Source organism: Leifsonia aquatica (assembly GCF_014190775.1).
GTDB classification, from domain to species: Bacteria; Actinomycetota; Actinomycetes; order Actinomycetales; family Microbacteriaceae; genus Leifsonia; species Leifsonia aquatica.
Window position 1 is genome coordinate 153676 of the sequence record NZ_JACHVP010000002.1, and the last position, 18655, is coordinate 172330.

Here is an 18655-nt window from a genome sequence, read left to right on the forward strand (position 1 = left end):
TCAGACGTACAGGCTCTCCGGCACCTCGAGTCCGTAGATCGCCCGGCCGGAGTTCCAGATCGCGGCGCACGCGGCGCGGAGCAGATCGAGTTCGTCCGTCCCCGCGGCACGGATGCGAACGTCGTTGCCCTCGATCGCGACGGTCGCGTCGCCCACCGTCACGGCGCCGTCACGGGCGGTCGTGGTCGTGGGATACGGCTGGGCCAGCCCGCGCAAGTCGCGGAGGATGTAGGTCGGCCGGGAGTTGGCGTCAGCCGCGATGAGCTGCTTGGCGCCGTCGATGCCCGTCAGCACGAGCACCGAATCGATGCCCGCGCGGTTGGCGCCGAGGATGTCGGTGTCGAGGCGATCGCCGATGAAGAGCGGCTTCTTCGCGCCGAATCGCGCGACCGCCTCCTCGAAGATCGCCACCTCGGGCTTGCCCGCCACGAGAGGCAGCCGGCCGGCGGCTGTGTGCACCGCGGACACGAGCGTCCCGTTGCCGGGGGCGATGCCCCGCGTCACGGGGATCGTCCAATCGGTGTTCGTCGCGATCCACGGACGCTCGGTCTCCGTACGCCCTTGGAGCGCGAACGCGGCCTCCGCGAGCTGCGCCCAGCCGACTTCGGGAGCGAAACCCTGGATGACCGCGGCAGGATCGTCATCTGCGGACCGCGTGACGGTGAACCCGCCCTTCTCGACCTCGTCGACCAGGCCATCGCCGCCGATCACGAGGATCCGCGATCCGGCTGCCACGTGTGCACTGAGGAGGCGGACCGCTGCCTGCGGTGAGGTCACCACGTCACTCGGCTGCACCTGCAGGCCGAGCTCGCTCAGATGGGAGGCGACCGACGCATCGGTGCGGGACGCGTTGTTCGTGATGTAACCGACACGCACGGTTTCCGCCGCGTCGTTCAGGCTCTCGACCGCGTGCGGGATGGCTGACGGCCCTTTATAGACCACGCCGTCCAGGTCGGCGAGAAGCACGTCCACACCGTCCAGAGGAGTGGATGTGTCAGTGCTCCGTCGGAACAGCCCCATCGTCGGGCTCACCCTTCTCCTCGGCGGCCTCGAGCTCAGGCTCGTTTTCAGGCTCGGCCTCGGAATCCACATCCTCCACCGATTCCGCCTCAGCCTCGGGCTCGTCGGGCACCGGATCGCCGTCGACCTCCGCTTCGGCCGGCTCATCCTCGTCGTCGTCCGCGAGCAGCTCGTCGACCTCAGCCTCGACGGCCGAGGCGGAGAAGTCGGCAGCGGAGAAGTCGGCGGGATCCAGGAAGATCTCTTCCTCGATCACGTCGATGGTCTCGTGCTCGTCGAAGTCGAGGGCGTCCGCCAGCGCTTCGGCGGCGTGCTCGGCGCGCTCGCGCCACGAGGCCGCCTGATCGTCGCGGCCGAGCTCCTCGAGCACCTCCGCGTAGGCGTGGAAGAGGTCGGGGCTCCAGCTGAACGCACGATTCGGGTCCAGCTGCGGGATCTCGAGCTCGGCCAGCGCGGCGTCCGGCTGCTGGAGGTCCAGACGTGCGCCCGACATCGCGATGGCCAGGGACACCTGCACGTCGGCAGGCAGCGACGCCTTGTCGACGGACCGCCCGAGCTCGAGCGCTCGGTCGGGGCGTCCGACCCCGCGTTCGCTGTCGACCATCAGCGGAAGCTGGTCGTTGGATCCGGAGATGCGTCGGTACGTGCGGAGCTCGCGCAAGGCGAGCGCGAAATCGCCCGTCGCGTACGCCGTGATGGCGAGCGTCTCGCGCACCACGCCGATCCGGCCGGCACGTCGGGCTGCGGACAGTGCGTGGCGGTGCGCCTGCTCCGGGTCGCTCTCGATGAGTCGCGAGACCATCACCAGGTGCTGGGCGACCCACTCCGCGTTGTCCTTGCTGAGGGTCTTGAGCTCGACACGTGCCTCGCCCGGGAGGTCGCGGGCGACGATGCCCTCGGGGATCTCCGGGTCATCGTGGTGCGGCCGCACCGAGCGCAGCTCCCGCGAGCGTTCGATCTCTTCATCGGAGCGCAGTTCACGCTCTCGCGCGTCCCGATCTCCGCGCGCCGGCGCCCCGTCGCGCGTCCACAGCTTCTCATCGCGACCGCCACGACCGCCGCGGTCACCACCGGACCGCTGGCCGTCGCGTGAGTAGCCACCGCGATCGCCGCCGGACCGCTGACCATCACGCGAATACCCGCCACGGTCACCGCCGGAACGCTGACCGCCAGAGCCCTGACCGCCACGCGAGTACCCGCCGCGCTCACCGCCGGAACGCTGACCATCACGGGAGTACCCGCCACGGTCACCACCCGAACGCTGCGCGTCACGCGAGTATCCACCGCGCTCACCACCCGAACGCTGACCGCCCGAACCCTGACCGCCGCGGGAGTAGCCGCCACGGTCGCCACCGGAACGCTGGCCATCACGCGAATATCCGTCACGGTCACCACCCGAACGCTGCGCGTCACGCGAGTACCCGCCGCGCTCACCACCGGAACGCTGACCGCCCGAACCCTGACCGCCGCGCGAATACCCGCCACGGTCGCCACCGGAACGCTGGCCATCACGCGAATATCCGCCACGGTCACCACCCGAACGCTGCGCGTCACGCGAGTACCCGCCGCGCTCACCACCGGAACGCTGGCCGCCCGAACCCTGACCGCCGCGCGAATACCCGCCACGGTCGCCACCGGAACGCTGGCCATCACGCGAATATCCGCCACGCTCGCCGGCCGGCCGATCGGAACCCGATCGCTGCCCGCTCGAACCCTGGCCATCGCGCGAATATCCGCCACGCTTCGGAGCTCCACCGCGCTCGGCACCCTTACCGTAGCCGCGGTCGGATCCGCCCGAACGATCAGTTCTCCCGGAGCCAGCACCACGGTCACCGCGGTCACCACGACCGGAGTCCGAGCGTCGTCGATCGCCGCTACCCGCAGCTCCGCGATCACTGCGCCCGTTCTTCCGGGCGTCCTTGTCGTCTGGGGTGTCGCTCACGACGTCTCCTGTCGAATGGCGGGCTATCGAGCCCAGCCTACGTTGGGGTGTTCACGCGCGGGTCTGCGAGCGCGGAAAAGGACCTGTTAACGCGAAATGGCCACCCATCACTGGGTGGCCATCTCACAAAGAAGTCCGGCGGTGTCCTACTCTCCCACAGGGTCCCCCCTGCAGTACCATCGGCGCAGAGAGTCTTAGCTTCCGGGTTCGGAATGTAACCGGGCGTTTCCCTCTCGCTATGGCCGCCGAAACACTATTGATGTATCAAAGTGAACGAACAATCATCACGATTGTTTCAGTTCTCGACCGTACATCGAGAACCACATAGTGGACGCAAGCAATCTTGGCTCCTCATACCAGCCTTACAACAGTATGAAGATAGTGATTATCAAATTATCGGCTTATTAGTACCGGTCAGCTCCATGGGTCTTTAGTCCCCACTTCCACATCCGGCCTATCAACCCAGTAGTCTAGCTGGGAGCCTCTCGCCCGAAGGCATGGAAATCTCATCTTGAGGCCGGCTTCCCGCTTAGATGCTTTCAGCGGTTATCCATCCCGAACGTAGCTAATCAGCGGTGCTCCTGGCGGAACAACTGACACACCAGAGGTTCGTCCAACCCGGTCCTCTCGTACTAGGGTCAGATCCTCTCAAATTTCCTGCGCGCGCAGCGGATAGGGACCGAACTGTCTCACGACGTTCTAAACCCAGCTCGCGTACCGCTTTAATGGGCGAACAGCCCAACCCTTGGGACCTACTCCAGCCCCAGGATGCGACGAGCCGACATCGAGGTGCCAAACCATGCCGTCGATATGGACTCTTGGGCAAGATCAGCCTGTTATCCCCGAGGTACCTTTTATCCGTTGAGCGACAGCGCTTCCACAAGCCACTGCCGGATCACTAGTCCCGACTTTCGTCCCTGCTCGACTTGTCAGTCTCACAGTCAAGCTCCCTTGTGCACTTACACTCGACACCTGATTGCCAACCAGGTTGAGGGAACCTTTGGGCGCCTCCGTTACTTTTTGGGAGGCAACCGCCCCAGTTAAACTACCCATCAGGCACTGTCCCTGAACCGGATTACGGTTCTAAGTTAGATATCCAGAGTGACCAGAGTGGTATTTCAACATTGACTCCACGAACACTGGCGTGTCCGCTTCAAAGTCTCCCACCTATCCTACACAAGCCACACCGAACACCAATACCAAACTATAGTAAAGGTCACGGGGTCTTTCCGTCCTGCTGCGCGTAACGAGCATCTTTACTCGTAGTGCAATTTCGCCGAGTTCGCGGTTGAGACAGCTGGGAAGTCGTTACGCCATTCGTGCAGGTCGGAACTTACCCGACAAGGAATTTCGCTACCTTAGGATGGTTATAGTTACCACCGCCGTTTACTGGGGCTTAAATTCTGAGCTTCGCCGAAGCTAACCCTTCCTCTTAACCTTCCAGCACCGGGCAGGCGTCAGTCCGTATACATCGTCTTGCGACTTGGCACGGACCTGTGTTTTTAGTAAACAGTCGCTTCCCACTGGTCTCTGCGGCCTTCAAACGCTCCAGGAGTAAATCCCTTCACGCCTCAGGCCCCCCTTCTCCCGAAGTTACGGGGGCATTTTGCCGAGTTCCTTAACCACGATTCTCTCGATCTCCTTGGTATTCTCTACCTGACCACCTGAGTCGGTTTGGGGTACGGGCGGCTTGAACCTCGCGTCGATGCTTTTCTCGGCAGCATAGGATCACTGAATTCGCCTTGACGGCTATGCGTAAGATCTCAGGCTGTATGAGAGACGGATTTGCCTATCTCTCGCCCTACATCCTTGCCCCGGGACAACCATCGCCCGGTACAGCTACCTTCCTGCGTCACACCTGTTAATACGCTAGCCGCACCAGCATGGGGTCGAGCGTTAGGCCTGGAGCTTCACCCCGAAGGGATCCGTCACCAGGATTAGGACTCTTAGCACCACTGGATTAGCTTGGGCGGTTCTTCGCCGGTACGGGAATATCAACCCGTTGTCCATCGACTACGCCTGTCGGCCTCGCCTTAGGTCCCGACTTACCCAGGGCGGATTAGCCTGGCCCTGGAACCCTTGGTCTTTCGGAGGACGGGTTTCTCACCCGTCTTTCGCTACTCATGCCTGCATTCTCACTCGTGTGGCCTCCACGGCTGGTTTACACCGCCGCTTCGCTGGCCACACGACGCTCTCCTACCCATCAACACGGCTGGACCACGAAGGCCTACCAATAATGTCAATGCCACAACTTCGGTGGCGTGCTTGAGCCCCGTTACATTGTCGGCGCGGAATCACTTGACCAGTGAGCTATTACGCACTCTTTCAAGGGTGGCTGCTTCTAAGCCAACCTCCTGGTTGTCTGTGCAACTCCACATCCTTTCCCACTTAGCACGCGCTTAGGGACCTTAGTTGGTGGTCTGGGTTGTTTCCCTCTCGACGATGAAGCTTATCCCCCACCGTCTCACTGCTGCGCTCTCACTTACCGGCATTCGGAGTTTGGCTGACGTCAGTAACCTTTTGGGGCCCATCGGCCATCCAGTAGCTCTACCTCCGGCAAGAAACACGCAACGCTGCACCTAAATGCATTTCGGAGAGAACCAGCTATCACGAAGTTTGATTGGCCTTTCACCCCTATCCACAGCTCATCCCCTCAGTTTTCAACCTAAGTGGGTTCGGTCCTCCACGACGTCTTACCGTCGCTTCAACCTGGCCATGGATAGATCACTTCGCTTCGGGTCTAGGACATGCGACTGAATCGCCCTATTCAGACTCGCTTTCGCTACGGCTACCCCTCACGGGTTAACCTCGCCACATATCGCTAACTCGCAGGCTCATTCTTCAAAAGGCACGCTGTCACCCCTACAAGGAGGCTCCAACGGTTTGTAAGCAAACGGTTTCAGGTACTATTTCACTCCCCTCCCGGGGTACTTTTCACCTTTCCCTCACGGTACTTGTCCGCTATCGGTCATCTGGGAGTATTTAGGCTTATCAGGTGGTCCTGACAGATTCACACGGGATTTCTCGGGCCCCGTGCTACTTGGGATACTCTTCACGCCATTGGACCATTTCGGTTACGGGGCTGGCACCCTCTGTGGCTGGCCTTTCAATGCCATTCACCTATGATCCTTTGTAACGTTCGCTGTTCGGCAGAAGCAGCAGAAAAGTCCCACAACCCCGACCATGCAACGCCTGCCGGCTATCACACATGATCGGTTTAGCCTCTTCCGGTTTCGCTCGCCACTACTAACGGAATCGCTTTTGCTTTCTCTTCCTGTGGGTACTGAGATGTTTCACTTCCCCACGTTCCCTCTACCCGTCCTATATATTCAGACGGGAGTCACTGGGTCACCCAAAGGGCCCAGCGGGGTTTCCCCATTCGGAGATCCTCGGATCAAAGCTCGTTTATCAGCTCCCCGAGGCTTATCGCAGATTACTACGTCCTTCTTCGGCTCCAGATGCCAAGGCATCCACCGTTTGCTCTTAGAAATTTGAAATCACATGAGTTTGAATCGATCGGCTCACCTAAGTGAGCAGATTGACCAATGATCTAATAAATCAGATCATCTTTTGTGATCCGAACCCGAAGGTTCGAATCTAAGATGCTCGCGTCCACTGTGTAGTTCTCAAAGTACGGGCGGTACCTTCTCCGCCGGCCGAGTTATGACCGACAAGAAAAGGTCCAGAGGATTCGGTTCTCATCTGTTCCGATGAGGTCCGGTCCCTCAGGACCCAACAGCGTGCATGTGCAGGACTTCCGGGTCCGAACCTTTCCTATCCGCAAGGGATGTACTGAGTTCGAGCCGTTCGGCTCTGCACCAATGTCAATGTTCCACCCATGAGCTACCGGCTGAGACGTTTGCTCAGATCCGGCGCCTGGACACCCAAGGGTGCCAGATGCTCCTTAGAAAGGAGGTGATCCAGCCGCACCTTCCGGTACGGCTACCTTGTTACGACTTAGTCCTAATCACCGATCCCACCTTCGACGGCTCCTTCCACAAGGGTTAGGCCACCGGCTTCGGGTGTTACCGACTTTCATGACTTGACGGGCGGTGTGTACAAGGCCCGGGAACGTATTCACCGCAGCGTTGCTGATCTGCGATTACTAGCGACTCCGACTTCATGAGGTCGAGTTGCAGACCTCAATCCGAACTGAGACCGGCTTTTTGGGATTCGCTCCACCTTGCGGTATTGCAGCCCTTTGTACCGGCCATTGTAGCATGCGTGAAGCCCAAGACATAAGGGGCATGATGATTTGACGTCATCCCCACCTTCCTCCGAGTTGACCCCGGCAGTCTCCTATGAGTTCCCACCATTACGTGCTGGCAACATAGAACGAGGGTTGCGCTCGTTGCGGGACTTAACCCAACATCTCACGACACGAGCTGACGACAACCATGCACCACCTGTTTACGAGTGTCCAAAGAGTTGACTATTTCTAGCCCGTTCTCGTATATGTCAAGCCTTGGTAAGGTTCTTCGCGTTGCATCGAATTAATCCGCATGCTCCGCCGCTTGTGCGGGCCCCCGTCAATTCCTTTGAGTTTTAGCCTTGCGGCCGTACTCCCCAGGCGGGGCGCTTAATGCGTTAGCTGCGACACGGAAACCGTGGAATGGTCCCCACATCTAGCGCCCAACGTTTACGGCGTGGACTACCAGGGTATCTAATCCTGTTCGCTCCCCACGCTTTCGCTCCTCAGCGTCAGTTACGGCCCAGAGAACTGCCTTCGCCATCGGTGTTCCTCCTGATATCTGCGCATTCCACCGCTACACCAGGAATTCCATTCTCCCCTACCGCACTCTAGTCTGCCCGTACCCACTGCAGGCCCGAGGTTGAGCCTCGGGTTTTCACAGCAGACGCGACAGACCGCCTACGAGCTCTTTACGCCCAATAATTCCGGACAACGCTCGCACCCTACGTATTACCGCGGCTGCTGGCACGTAGTTAGCCGGTGCTTTTTCTGCAGGTACCGTCACTTTCGCTTCTTCCCTACTAAAAGAGGTTTACAACCCGAAGGCCGTCATCCCTCACGCGGCGTTGCTGCATCAGGCTTGCGCCCATTGTGCAATATTCCCCACTGCTGCCTCCCGTAGGAGTCTGGGCCGTGTCTCAGTCCCAGTGTGGCCGGTCACCCTCTCAGGCCGGCTACCCGTCGTAGGCTTGGTGGGCCGTTACCTCACCAACTACCTGATAGGCCGCGAGTCCATCCTTGACCGAAGTTCTTTCCAACTGCTGAAGATGCCTTCGCAGTTCGTATCCGGTATTAGCTTCCGTTTCCGGAGGTTATCCCAGAGTCAAGGGCAGGTTACTCACGTGTTACTCACCCGTTCGCCACTAATCCCCAAGAGCAAGCTCCTGGTTCATCGTTCGACTTGCATGTGTTAAGCACGCCGCCAGCGTTCGTCCTGAGCCAGGATCAAACTCTCCGTAAATGTTTAGCTCCACAGTCGCAAGCGACTGGGAAACATTGTGCAGGCAGGACAGGAAATGTGTCCAAGCACTGCGAGTTTGTCTTGACTAGTTTCGAATATCTACTGACATTCTGTTCTAATCCAAAGGAATCTCGTATCGACCATCAGACCGAAGTCTTTCAAGTCAATACCGAGGTTATTTGGCATTTGACATTGTGCACGCTGTTGAGTTCTCAAGGATCGGACGCTCTCACCTTTCACCCTCTCGGGCTGCTCTGTGAGGCAACTTCTCTACCTTACCACTCTCAGTCAGTTTGTCAAGTCGGCCGTTTCGCGCTCTTTCGTTCATCCATCGTGGGATACATCCGATTTGCACGAACCGAACCGGTTAGACCTGCTCAGTGAGTGGGGTGTTAATCCTAAGCGCAACAAAGGAACTCTTACAAGTTCCGATTTGCCGCTAGGCTAAGGATTTGGTCCCTCTTGAGGCCGGGAAGCTCTTCCGCTCTCCCGCACCTTTGGGGTGACAAGTAAGTACTTTACGCAGGTCCCCGAGAGCGTGCAAATCTCGCGTTCATCCCGGGCGTGTCGCGCTTGACTTCCGCGGAATCACGCGGATTTTCGTCAAGCGCCCCGGCGGGTGCTGCCCCGCCAGCGGCCGTGGTCCCACTGAAGAACCAGCCCAGGAATGACGAAAGCGCCGGCCCGGATCCTGTGCAGGATTCCGGCCGACGCTTTCCGGTCGACGTGAGGGGCGGGTCACAACCCCGAGTACGTGTGCAGTCCTTTGAAGAACACGTTCACGATCCCGAAGTTGAACATCACGGCGGCGAAGCCGATGATCGCGAGCCAAGCCGAACGGGATCCGCGCCATCCACGGGTGGCGCGCGCGTGGATGTACCCCGCGTAGATGACCCAGATCACGAAGGTCCAGACCTCCTTGGTGTCCCAACCCCAGTAACGACCCCATGCCTTCTCGGCCCAGATCGCTCCGGCGATGAGGGTGAAGGTCCAGGCGATGAAGCCGACGATGTTGATCCGGTAGGCGAGGTTCTCGAGCGCGACCGAGCTGGGCAGGGTCGCGAGGAACCGGAACTGCTGCGGACGCGACTCGGCGATCTGCCGCTCGCGCCGGTACTGCAGCAGCTGCAGACCGGACAGCGCGAAACCGAGCGCGAAGAAGGCCGTGCCCAGCACGGCGACGATGATGTGGATGACGAGCCAGTACGACTGCAGCGCCGGCTGGAGTGGCACCACCGGAACGTAGTACCGGAGCAGGGCGATGCCCTGGAGCACCAGGACCAACCCGACGATGAACGTCCCGAGGTACTTGATGTCCCACTTGAGGTTGGCGACCAAGAAGACGCCGATGATGACGAGGGTCCCCGTCATCGAGAACTCCCACATGTTGGCCCACGGGACCCGGGCGGCCGCGATCCCGCGGAGCACCGTCGCCACGAGGTGGAAGGCGAAGCCGATGATCGTGAGCGCGAAAGCCCAGCGGATCGACGTCGACGAGACGGACCCGTTCATCACATCGTCCTCGATGCGCGAGCTGATCCGGGACGAGAGCCGTCCGAGCGCAGAACTCGGTGGTGCCTCCACGCGCGGGGATCCACCGGTGTCGGCTGTGATCGTCGTGCGCGCTCCCGCGTTCGCCGGCACGGCGGCGCGCCGGGCGACGGCGCTGGGAACCGATGCGGCCTCGACCGCTGTCACTCGCGCCCCTCGTCTGGCGAGATCGAGCGCGAATGCGATGAACGCGGCGGCGTAGACCCCCATCGCCGCGTAGATGAACACGGTGGAGAGCTGGGACAGGGTCTCGGTCACGGTGAAAACCTAATTCTTCTGTTGGCGGGTGAGGGAGGTCGCGTGTTCCTCCGCGATAGCGGAGACGGCGGCGATCAGGTTGGGGTCCTCACCACGGGCGAGGCCAGCGTACTCCAGCGTGAGCGAGCCGTCCTGGTTCTCGACGGCTTTCACCCAGATACGACGTCGCGGGACGAACAGGGCGGTCAGCAGTCCGGCGAAGATCAGCACCGCGAAGGCGAGCACCCACCCCTGCGCGGGATCGTGATGAACGTCGAGCGAGACGTAACGCTTCACGTTGTCGAGCGAGATCGTCCCGAGGCCGTTCGGAAGCTCGACCGTCTGGCCGAGCTTGATCTGCAGGGCCTTGGTCGTGGTCGGCGGGCCGGCCACCTGCTTCAGCTTGTCCGTGTTCAGGCTGTAGACCGATTGCGGGACACCACTGTCGACGCCGAGATCTCCGACGTAGACGTTCAAGCTGAGAAGCGGATCGTTCAGACCCGGGAAGGTGGAGGTCAGGGCTCCGCTCGCCGTCTGGCTGTCGCCGACGGTCGGATAGAAGAAGCCCCTCATCCCGACCTGGTCCTTCAAGCCGTCCGGGATCTTGATCCAGCCCAACGAGGTGAGCCGTGCGTCCTCCGCCAGGAACGGGACGGAGTCGCTGAAGACGACCTTGCCGCTGGGGTCGCGCACCGTGACGGTCGGCGCATATCCGTTTCCGAGGAGGTACACGTTCGTCCCGCCGATGGCGAGAGGTTCGTTCACCTTGATGGTGGTCGAGCTCGACGCATCGCCCGGCCCCGTCGTCTTCACGTGCGCCGTGTAGTCGAGCGGAGCGCCGACCGCGTTCTTGTTCTTGGTCTCGTACGACACGTCGAGCTTGTCGACGCGGATGGAGAACGGTGCGAGAGCCGCGTCGCTGAAGAAGCGTCCCGGGTTGAACGAGTTGTACGAGGGAAGGCTGTTCACGAAGCTCTGCCCCTCGACGACCACCTTCTGCCCGGTGTAGCCGAAGCCGCCGCCGACGCCGATCGCGACCAGGACGCCCAGGAGGGCGATATGGAAGACGAGGTTTCCGCTCTCACGCAGATAGCCGCGTTCGGCCGAGACGGAGACCGAACGGCCGTCTTCGTAGATCGCGGTCCGGTAGCGGGCCTTCCGGAGGATCTCCCGCGCCTCGGCGATCGGCTCGGGCGCGTCGGCTCGGAGCTCCGACGGCAGGATCCGCGCCTGGAACCCCGCCATCCGGGTCAGGCGTACGGGCGTCTTCGGCGGCTTGGCGCGCATCGCGATGAAGTGGTGCTTCGTGCGCGGGATGATGCATCCGATCAGGGATGCGAACAGCAGCAGGTAGATGGCCGAGAACCATGCCGACGTGTAGACGTCGAAGAACTGCAGCTTGTCGAGAACCGGCGCGAGCTGCGGGTTGTCGGTGAAGTACTGGATGACGCCGTTCGGGTCGGCTGTGCGCTGCGGGACCAGGGATCCGGGCACGGCCGCGACCGCCAGCAGCAGGAGCAGGAACAGTGCCGTCCGCATGCTCGTGAGCTGCCGCCAGAACCAGCGCAGCCACCCCAGGGGGCCCAGCTTCGGCTGGACGACGTCGGGGTCGACGTGCGGAGGCGCGGAGTCGATGTGATCAGAGGGCCGGCTCAAAACCTTGGATCACCGCCAAGAACTGGGACATGATTGCGCTCCAGAGGCCCGAGGCCATGAGAATGCCGATGATCACCAGCAGGACGCCGCCGATGATGTTGATGGTGCGGATGTGGCGCTTGATGAAGGCGACCGACCCCGCAACCCAGTCGAAGCCGAGAGCCACGAGCAAGAACGGGATGCCGAGCCCGATGCAGTAGAAGAGCCCGAGGAGGGCACCGCGCCACGGTGAGCCCGTGCCCACGCTCAGCGCGCTGATGGCCGCGAGGGTCGGACCGATGCAGGGCGTCCAGCCGAGGCCGAACACGATCCCGAGGAGCGGGGCACCGATCAGTCCCGTCGCCGGCCGCCAGCCCGGCTTGATCGTGCGCTGGAGGAAAGAGAACTGCCCGATGAATACCAGGCCCATGATGATCACGAGGACGCCGAGGACCCGGATCACGATCTCCTGCCAGCGCACCAGCCAGAGCCCCAGCGCGCCGAAAGCGGCGCCGTAGGCGATGAACACGACGGCGAAGCCGAGGACGAACAGCGCGACTCCGGTGACCACACGGGACCGATCCCGCTTGCCTCCCGGGTCGCTGATGCCGCCGACGTAGGCCAGGTATCCCGGTACGAGCGGGAGCACGCACGGCGACGCGAACGACACGAGGCCGGCGAGCAACGCGATCGGCAGCGCCAGCGCCAGCTGGCCGCTGAAGACGATCTCTCCCACGCCTCCCACGTCAGTTCTCGGCCACGGCGTCGGAGATCAGCGAGTCGAGGATACTGCGGTCGGGGATCGCGCCCAGGATGCGCGCGGAGACGCGCCCCTTCTTGTCGATCACCAGAGTGGTCGGCGTCGCCTTCGGCGGGACGGTCTTGCTGAAGGCGAGGAGCACGGATCCGGTGTCACGGTCGAGGACCGACGGGTACGTCACGCCCTTGTCCTTCTCGAAGCTCGCGGCCGTGCTTGCCGAGTCGTAGAGGTTGACGCCGAGAAAATCGACTCCCTCGGTCTTGTACTTCTGGTAGAGCGCCTCGAGGTCGGGAGCCTCGACCCGGCACGGCGGGCACCCCGCGTACCAGAAGTTCACGACGAGGACGTCGCCGGTGTAGTCCTTGGAGGAGACCGGTGAACCGTCGGCGAGTTCGCCCTGGAAGCTGACCGCGTCGCCACGGCTGCCTGCGGCGAACTCGCTGACCGTGCCGTCCCCGGCGATGTAGTTCTGGCCGCTGCCGGAGCGGTACTGCGAGGCGAGGCTGTCGTTGGCCGTGCAGCCGCTGAGCAGGAGCGCGGTCGCGGCGGCCGCGGCGGGCAGCACGAGAGCGAGGCGCCGTCGGGTTCGGGTCTTCGGGGTGCGCATCACACGGCTCCCACATCGGTCGCCGAGGCTTGGAGATCGGCGGCGGGCTCGACGTACCCGACCTCGATGAGACGGAGGACAGGTGCGGTGGCATCGGCGGAATCGGCTGGGCCCGCAGCTGTTGCTCCGGCGGTCGGCGTCTCTGCCGGCTCGGTGGTGCGCTCGAAGGTCGTGATGCTCGAGAGCGCACAGCGCCGGGAACGCGGGTCGTGCCAGAACCGCTCGCCGGCGACCGACAGATGAGAGATCCAGATCGGGAGCTGGTGACTGACCAGGACGACATCGCCCTCGTCGACGGACTCGAAGGCATCGTCGATGGCCGCCCGCATCCGCTTCTCGATGCTCGCGTAGGCCTCGCCCCAGCTCGGGCGTACCGGATTGATGAGGAACGGCCAGTTCTGCGGCTTCTTGAGCGCGCGCCGCATGACGGTGCCTTCGAAGTGGTTCGTCGGCTCGATGATCCGTTCGTCGATCATGGGCTCCAACCCGACCGCTGCCAGGACAGGGGCCGCCGATTCGCGGGTCCGCTGCAGCGGTGAGACGCGAACGGAGGCCACGGGGCGGCCGCGCGAGATGATCTCGTCGGCCGCGGCCTGAGCCATCCGGTGCCCGAGTTTGGAGAGGCCGAAGCCCGGCAGCCTGCCATACAGGATGCCGTCGGGATTGAACACCTCGCCATGGCGGACGAGATGAACCTGGCTTGCTACCACAGCCCCAGTCTACGGAGCCTCTTCCCTTGAATTCACTGAGCGCGGGCACGGGCGCCCGCATCGGGGCCCCTCCAGGCGGTAGGCCCGGGCGGTAGGCTTGCTGATCGTGACCGCACGCGTTTTGATCAGAGACCTCGCCGCCCATCCTGACGGCCCCGTCAGCGTCGCCGGATGGGTTGAAACCGTCCGGGACCAGAAGAAGGTGCAGTTCGTCGTGCTGCGCGACGAGTCCGGAGCGGTGCAGCTGGTCAACCCGCGCACCGTCGCGGAGGACGGCACGGTCGTCGCCGACGAGCCCGCCACCACCATCTCCGGTCTTTCTCAGGGAAGCTTCGTGCGCGCCACTGGCGAGCTGAAGCACGATGAGCGCGTCAAGCTCGGCGGCATCGAGATCAAGCTGAGCTCTCTCACCGTGGAGACCGCCGCCATCCCGGAGACGCCCATCGCCGCCGACAGCGGTATCGACAAGCGCATGGACTGGCGCTTCCTCGATCTGCGCGAGCCGAAGAACAACCTGATCTTCCGCGTGCAGACGACGTTCGAGCACGCGCTCCGTCAGTACTGGGTCGAGAACGGCTTCGTCGAGATCCACACGCCGAAGCTGATGGCCTCCGCCTCCGAGTCGCGGGCCGAGCTCTTCGAGCTGGACTACTTCGAGACCACCGCCTACCTCGCGCAGAGCCCGCAGATCTTCAAGCAGATGGCTCAGGCCGCAGGCTTCGGCCGTGTGTTCGAGATCGGGCCGGCGTTCCGCGCCGACCCCAGCTTCACCAGCCGGCACGCGACCGAGTTCACGAGCATCGACACCGAGCTCAGTTGGATCGACAGCCACGAGGACGTCATGAAGGTGCACGAGGAGCTCCTCGTCGCCGGATTCACGGCGGTCAAGGAGAAGCACGGCGAGGAGATCGAGGCGCTGTTCGGCGTCGAGGTCACCGTGCCTGCGACGCCGTTCCCGCGGATCCCGCTCGCCGAGGCCAAGCGGATCGTGGCCGAGCGCGGCTACGAGGTTCCCCGTGACGACGACGACATGGACCCCGAGGGCGAGCGCCAGATCTCTGCGTATGTGAAGGAGACCTACGGCCACGAGTTCGTCTTCCTGACGGATTACGCCTCGACGATCCGCCCGTACTACCACATGCGGCACGAGGACGATGACTCGATCACCAAGAGCTACGACCTCATCTTCAACGGGGTCGAGATCTCCACGGGAGCCCAGCGCGAGCACCGGGTCGACATCATCGAGAAGCAGGCGCGCGAGAAGGGTCTCTCGGTCGAGGAGCTCGAGGACGTCCTTGCCTTCTTCCGCTACGGCGTACCGCCGCACGGAGGATTCGGGATGGGCCTGGCGCGCGTGCTGATGCTCATGCTCCACCTTTCGAACCTTCGCGAGACGACCTACCTCTTCCGCGGGCCGACCCGCCTGACCCCGTAGGACCCGTCCCGGGCGAGGCGATCGCCGACCACTGGTCGCCCGCGACGAGGATGTGGCCGAGGAAGCGGAGCCCGATCGTCGCAGCCGCCTGGTCGAGTCGACGGGTGAGCACGAGGTCAGCGACAGACGCGTCGGTGACCCCGGACGGATGGTTGTGCGCGACGGCGAACGACCTGCCTCCCCGGGTGATGACCGACTGCAGGACATCCGCCGGCTGGATGCGTGCGTCGTCGACTCCGCCGTCGCGGAGGAGGACGAGCTCGAGCGGACGGGACGCGCGATCGGCCACAACCACGAGAAAGCGCTCGCTGTCGCGATGCAGAAGCTCCGGCCGGACGATGTCGGCGATCGCCTTGTCGTCGACCAGGCGCGTCCAGGCGGATGACGTGCCGGCTCGCCGCCAGATCTCGATGATCGCGACGAGACGGCCCGCCGTCGCGGGGCCCACGCCGGGAAGGGTCTCGAGCCGCGCGAAGTCCATCGTCGCGAGGCCGGGGAACCCGCCCGTGCGGCGGAGGATCGACCGCGCGAGGGCACGCACGCTTTTTCCGGTCTGGCCGGATCCGAGCACGAGCGCGAGCACCTCGTCGTCGGTGAGTGATCCGACACCGAGCCGCCGCATGCGCTCGCGCGGCCGGTCGTGAACGGGGACGCTCGCAAGGGACTCCTCCTCATCTGGTGGTAGCTGGGACATGACACCACGGTAGGAATCGCTGGGTGCACCGGGCCGTGGGGCCTGAAATCTGTGGAGAAGTCTCCGATGAGGCATTGCTGTGGAGAAGCGCGACGAAAGTTCTCCACAGGCCTGTGGATCAACGATCTGTCCACGGATTCTTCGCGACCCGGGATGGTCGGCGCCGGCGGAGACACAATGGAGTGATCCAGCAACGTAAGGAGCAGCACATGGTCAGCCCGGACGACGTCGTCATCCTGTCCGCCGCCCGAACCCCGTTCGGCAAGATCAAGGGAGCCCTCGCCTCGCAGACCGCGGTACAGCTCGGTGCCGCGGCGCTCGCCCAGGCGCTGAAGCGTTCCGGACTCGATGCCGATGCAGTCGACGCGGTGATTTTCGGACAGGTGCTCCAGGCGGGCGCCGGCCAGAACCCCGCCCGACAGACGGCCATCGCGGCGGGGATCGGCTGGAACGTCCCGGCGACCACGATCAACAAGGTCTGCCTCTCCGGGCTCGCCGCCGTCACGGACGCGGCACGACTGATCCGCTCGGGCGAGGCGACGGTCGTCGTCGCCGGCGGTCAGGAGTCGATGACCAATGCGCCGCACGTCCTTCCCGGTTCACGCACGGGCTGGACCTACGGATCCATCCAGGCCCTCGACTCCGCCGCGCACGACGGACTGACCGACGCCTTCGACGGGATCTCGATGGGAGCGTCGACCGAGCGCTACACCGAACGACTCGGGCTCACCCGGGAGGCGCAGGACGCGTTCTCCGCTGCGTCGCACCAGCGAGCGGGAGCGGCGGCGGCCGCGGGCGTCTTCGACGACGAGATCGCACCGGTCAGCATTCCGCAGCGCAAGGGCGAGCCGCTCGTCGTCAGCAGTGATGAGGGGGTGCGCCCCGATTCGACGCCCGAAACACTCGCTCGGCTGGCTCCGAGCTTCGCGGAGGGCGGCACGCTGACGGCGGGCAACTCTTCCCCGCTGAGTGATGGCGCGGCTGCGCTGGTACTGACCACGCGTGGGAACGCCGAACGGCTCGGACTGGATTGGCTGGCCGTCGTGGGTGCGAGTGGCCAGGTGGCGGGACCGGACAACTCGCTCCATTCGCAGCCGTCGCACGCGATCGAGGCCGCCATGTCCCGAGCGGGGTGGAGCGTGGATGACCTCGACTTGATCGAGATCAACGAGGCGTTCGCCGCGGTGGCGCTGCAGTCGATGGCGGATCTCGGTGTGGACAGCGACATTGTGAACGTCCACGGCGGCGCGATCGCGCTCGGGCACCCGATCGGTGCGTCGGGTGCGCGGCTCGCCGGCCATGCCGCGCACGAGCTCGCTCGCCGAGGAACCGGGCGTGCGGCCGTGGCGCTGTGCGGTGGAGGCGGCCAGGGAGAAGCGCTGCTGCTCTGGCGCTGAGGGCGTCGGAAGCAACCGCGAGCACGCGGGCACTGGGGCGTCCGGTCACCGCGAGCTCGCGAAGCAGCTGGGGCGTCGCCCGGACTGATCAGCGGTCCAGGTGGCGCTCCTCCGGGCCCGTGTACTGCGAGAGGGGGCGGATGAGGGAGTTGGCTGCGTACTGCTCGAAGACGTGGGCGGTCCAGCCGGTGACGCGCGCGGCGGCGAACAGGGGGGTGAAGGTGTCGGTGTCGAAACCCATGAGGTTGTAGGCGGGGCCCGACGGGTAGTCGAGGTTGGGCTTGATGTTCTTGCGCTCGACCATCGCGGTTTCGAGGGCGTTGTAGAGGTCGAGCACTTCCTGCCGGTCGTAGTGCTCGACGAGGGACTCCAGGGCGGCCTTCATGGTCGGGACGCGGGAATCGCCGTTCTTGTAGACGCGGTGGCCGAAGCCCATGATCTTGCGCTTCTCGGCCAGGGCGGAGTCGAGCCAGGCTTCGGCCTTCTCGGCGGTGCCGATCTCGGCGAACGCGTGCATGACCGCCTCGTTGGCACCTCCATGGAGGGGGCCTTTGAGGGCGCCGATCGCGCCGGTCACGGCGGAGTAGACATCCGAGAGAGTGGAGGCGATCACGCGCGCGGTGAAGGTTGAGGCGTTGAAGGAGTGCTCCGCATAGAGCACCAGCGAGACGCGGAAGGCGTCGACGACCACGTCGTCCGGAACCTCCCCGAAGGTGAGCCACAGGAAGTTGCGCGAGTAGTCCAGATCGTCGCGGGGCTCGACCGGCTCCAGGCCGCGGCGGCGGCGCTGGATGTACGCGACGATCGTCGGGAGCTGGGCGAGGAGATAGATGGCCCGGCCCGCGTTGAGCTCGGGATCGAGGATTCCGTCGGACTGCTCGAGGGAGTCGTCCAGGCCGCCGAGCTGGCTGACGGCGGTGCGGAGAGCGTCCATCGGGTGGGCCGAGGTCGGGATGTCATCGAGAGCGCGGCGAGTACGGTCGTCGAGACGGCGGAGAGAACGCTCCTGGGCTTCGAACGCCTCGCGCTGATCCGCGGTGGGCAGTTCCCCGTTCCAGAGGAGGAAGGCGACCTCCTCGAACGAGCATTGCGCCGCGAGCTCCTGCACGGGATAACCGCGGTAGAGCAGGGAGTTGGTCTCCGGATTCACGGACGAGACGGTGGTGGTGTCCACCACGACTCCGGCGAGGCCCTTGTGGATCTGCGGATCGGTCATGCGAGCTCCTTCGCTCCGT

General features: G+C 63.7%; 12 protein-coding genes and 3 rRNA genes. 3 read left to right on the forward strand and 12 right to left on the reverse strand.

The features are described 5' to 3' along the window. Together FHX33_RS10550 and FHX33_RS10555 are read right to left on the reverse strand one after the other, a co-directional pair. Positions 1 to 1020, reverse strand: a complete 1020-nt coding sequence (locus tag FHX33_RS10550; protein ID WP_021765011.1) for an HAD-IIA family hydrolase — start codon at positions 1018 to 1020, stop codon at positions 1 to 3. Next, positions 995 to 1951 carry a hypothetical protein gene (locus FHX33_RS10555; RefSeq protein WP_183428488.1) on the reverse strand — a complete coding sequence of 319 codons (957 nt, stop codon included), beginning with the start codon at positions 1949 to 1951 and terminating at the stop codon, positions 995 to 997. The genes FHX33_RS10550 and FHX33_RS10555 overlap by 26 nt, the downstream gene beginning before the upstream one ends. Here FHX33_RS10555 and FHX33_RS10560 point away from each other — a divergent pair. Then, on the forward strand, positions 1940 to 2113 hold the full coding sequence (locus tag FHX33_RS10560) for a hypothetical protein (RefSeq protein ID WP_183428489.1): 174 nt from the start codon (positions 1940 to 1942) through the stop codon (positions 2111 to 2113). The genes FHX33_RS10555 and FHX33_RS10560 overlap by 12 nt on opposite strands. A gap of 982 nt (positions 2114 to 3095) precedes the next feature. On the opposite strand, the gene rrf is transcribed toward FHX33_RS10560, so the two are convergent. From rrf to FHX33_RS10600, 8 genes are all read right to left on the reverse strand, one after another. Continuing rightward, positions 3096 to 3212: ribosomal RNA gene (rrf, locus tag FHX33_RS10565) — 5S ribosomal RNA — on the reverse strand. Positions 3213 to 3346: 134 nt separating this feature from the next. Further along, positions 3347 to 6459: ribosomal RNA gene (locus FHX33_RS10570) — 23S ribosomal RNA — on the reverse strand. Positions 6460 to 6870: 411 nt separating this feature from the next. Continuing rightward, positions 6871 to 8394 (reverse strand): 16S ribosomal RNA (locus tag FHX33_RS10575). Together the 16S, 23S and 5S rRNA genes form the textbook arrangement of a ribosomal RNA operon. A 738-nt stretch (positions 8395 to 9132) precedes the next feature. Next, the gene (gene ccsB / locus FHX33_RS10580; protein ID WP_183428490.1) at positions 9133 to 10203 is read right to left on the reverse strand and encodes a c-type cytochrome biogenesis protein CcsB; all 1071 of its coding nucleotides are present in this window, start codon (positions 10201 to 10203) and stop codon (positions 9133 to 9135) included. Positions 10204 to 10212: 9 nt separating this feature from the next. Next, positions 10213 to 11838: a cytochrome c biogenesis protein ResB gene (gene resB / locus FHX33_RS10585; RefSeq protein WP_021765522.1), complete on the reverse strand. Its 1626-nt coding sequence runs from the start codon at positions 11836 to 11838 to the stop codon at positions 10213 to 10215. Continuing rightward, positions 11822 to 12562: a cytochrome c biogenesis CcdA family protein gene (locus FHX33_RS10590; RefSeq protein WP_039924229.1), complete on the reverse strand. Its 741-nt coding sequence runs from the start codon at positions 12560 to 12562 to the stop codon at positions 11822 to 11824. Before FHX33_RS10590 ends, resB begins: the two co-directional genes overlap by 17 nt. A 1-nt stretch (position 12563) precedes the next feature. After that, a complete protein-coding gene (locus tag FHX33_RS10595; protein ID WP_021765520.1) occupies positions 12564 to 13184 on the reverse strand; it encodes a TlpA family protein disulfide reductase in 621 nt (206 codons plus the stop codon). Further along, a complete protein-coding gene (locus FHX33_RS10600) occupies positions 13184 to 13894 on the reverse strand; it encodes a histidine phosphatase family protein (protein ID WP_039924227.1) in 711 nt (236 codons plus the stop codon). Before FHX33_RS10600 ends, FHX33_RS10595 begins: the two co-directional genes overlap by 1 nt. A gap of 106 nt (positions 13895 to 14000) precedes the next feature. Here FHX33_RS10600 and aspS point away from each other — a divergent pair, with 106 nt between their 5' ends. Further along, the gene (gene aspS / locus FHX33_RS10605) at positions 14001 to 15329 is read left to right on the forward strand and encodes an aspartate--tRNA(Asn) ligase (protein WP_169730365.1); all 1329 of its coding nucleotides are present in this window, start codon (positions 14001 to 14003) and stop codon (positions 15327 to 15329) included. On the opposite strand, the gene FHX33_RS10610 is transcribed toward aspS, so the two are convergent. Then, entirely contained in the window at positions 15259 to 16023 is a 765-nt protein-coding gene (locus FHX33_RS10610) for a JAB domain-containing protein (RefSeq protein WP_169730364.1), read from the reverse strand. The genes aspS and FHX33_RS10610 overlap by 71 nt on opposite strands. Positions 16024 to 16232: 209 nt before the next feature. Between FHX33_RS10610 and FHX33_RS10615 the strand changes: the two genes are divergently transcribed. After that, positions 16233 to 17420 (forward strand): acetyl-CoA C-acetyltransferase, encoded by a 1188-nt coding sequence (locus FHX33_RS10615; protein WP_039924223.1) that lies wholly within the window; start codon positions 16233 to 16235, stop codon positions 17418 to 17420. Positions 17421 to 17508: 88 nt separating this feature from the next. On the opposite strand, the gene FHX33_RS10620 is transcribed toward FHX33_RS10615, so the two are convergent. Then, positions 17509 to 18636, reverse strand: a complete 1128-nt coding sequence (locus FHX33_RS10620) for a bifunctional 2-methylcitrate synthase/citrate synthase (RefSeq protein ID WP_021765514.1) — start codon at positions 18634 to 18636, stop codon at positions 17509 to 17511. Positions 18637 to 18655 lie beyond the last annotated feature (19 nt).

Bases quoted from the DNA above. Each gene is read 5' to 3' on its own strand.
- FHX33_RS10550 (WP_021765011.1), bottom strand. From the start codon at position 1,020: ATGGGGCTGTTCCGACGGAGCACTGACACATCCACTCCTCTGGACGGT.
- FHX33_RS10610 (WP_169730364.1), bottom strand. From the start codon at position 16,023: ATGTCCCAGCTACCACCAGATGAGGAGGAGTCCCTTGCGAGCGTCCCC.
- FHX33_RS10615 (WP_039924223.1), top strand. From the start codon at position 16,233: ATGGTCAGCCCGGACGACGTCGTCATCCTGTCCGCCGCCCGAACCCCG.
- FHX33_RS10595 (WP_021765520.1), bottom strand. From the start codon at position 13,184: ATGCGCACCCCGAAGACCCGAACCCGACGGCGCCTCGCTCTCGTGCTG.
- FHX33_RS10620 (WP_021765514.1), bottom strand. From the start codon at position 18,636: ATGACCGATCCGCAGATCCACAAGGGCCTCGCCGGAGTCGTGGTGGAC.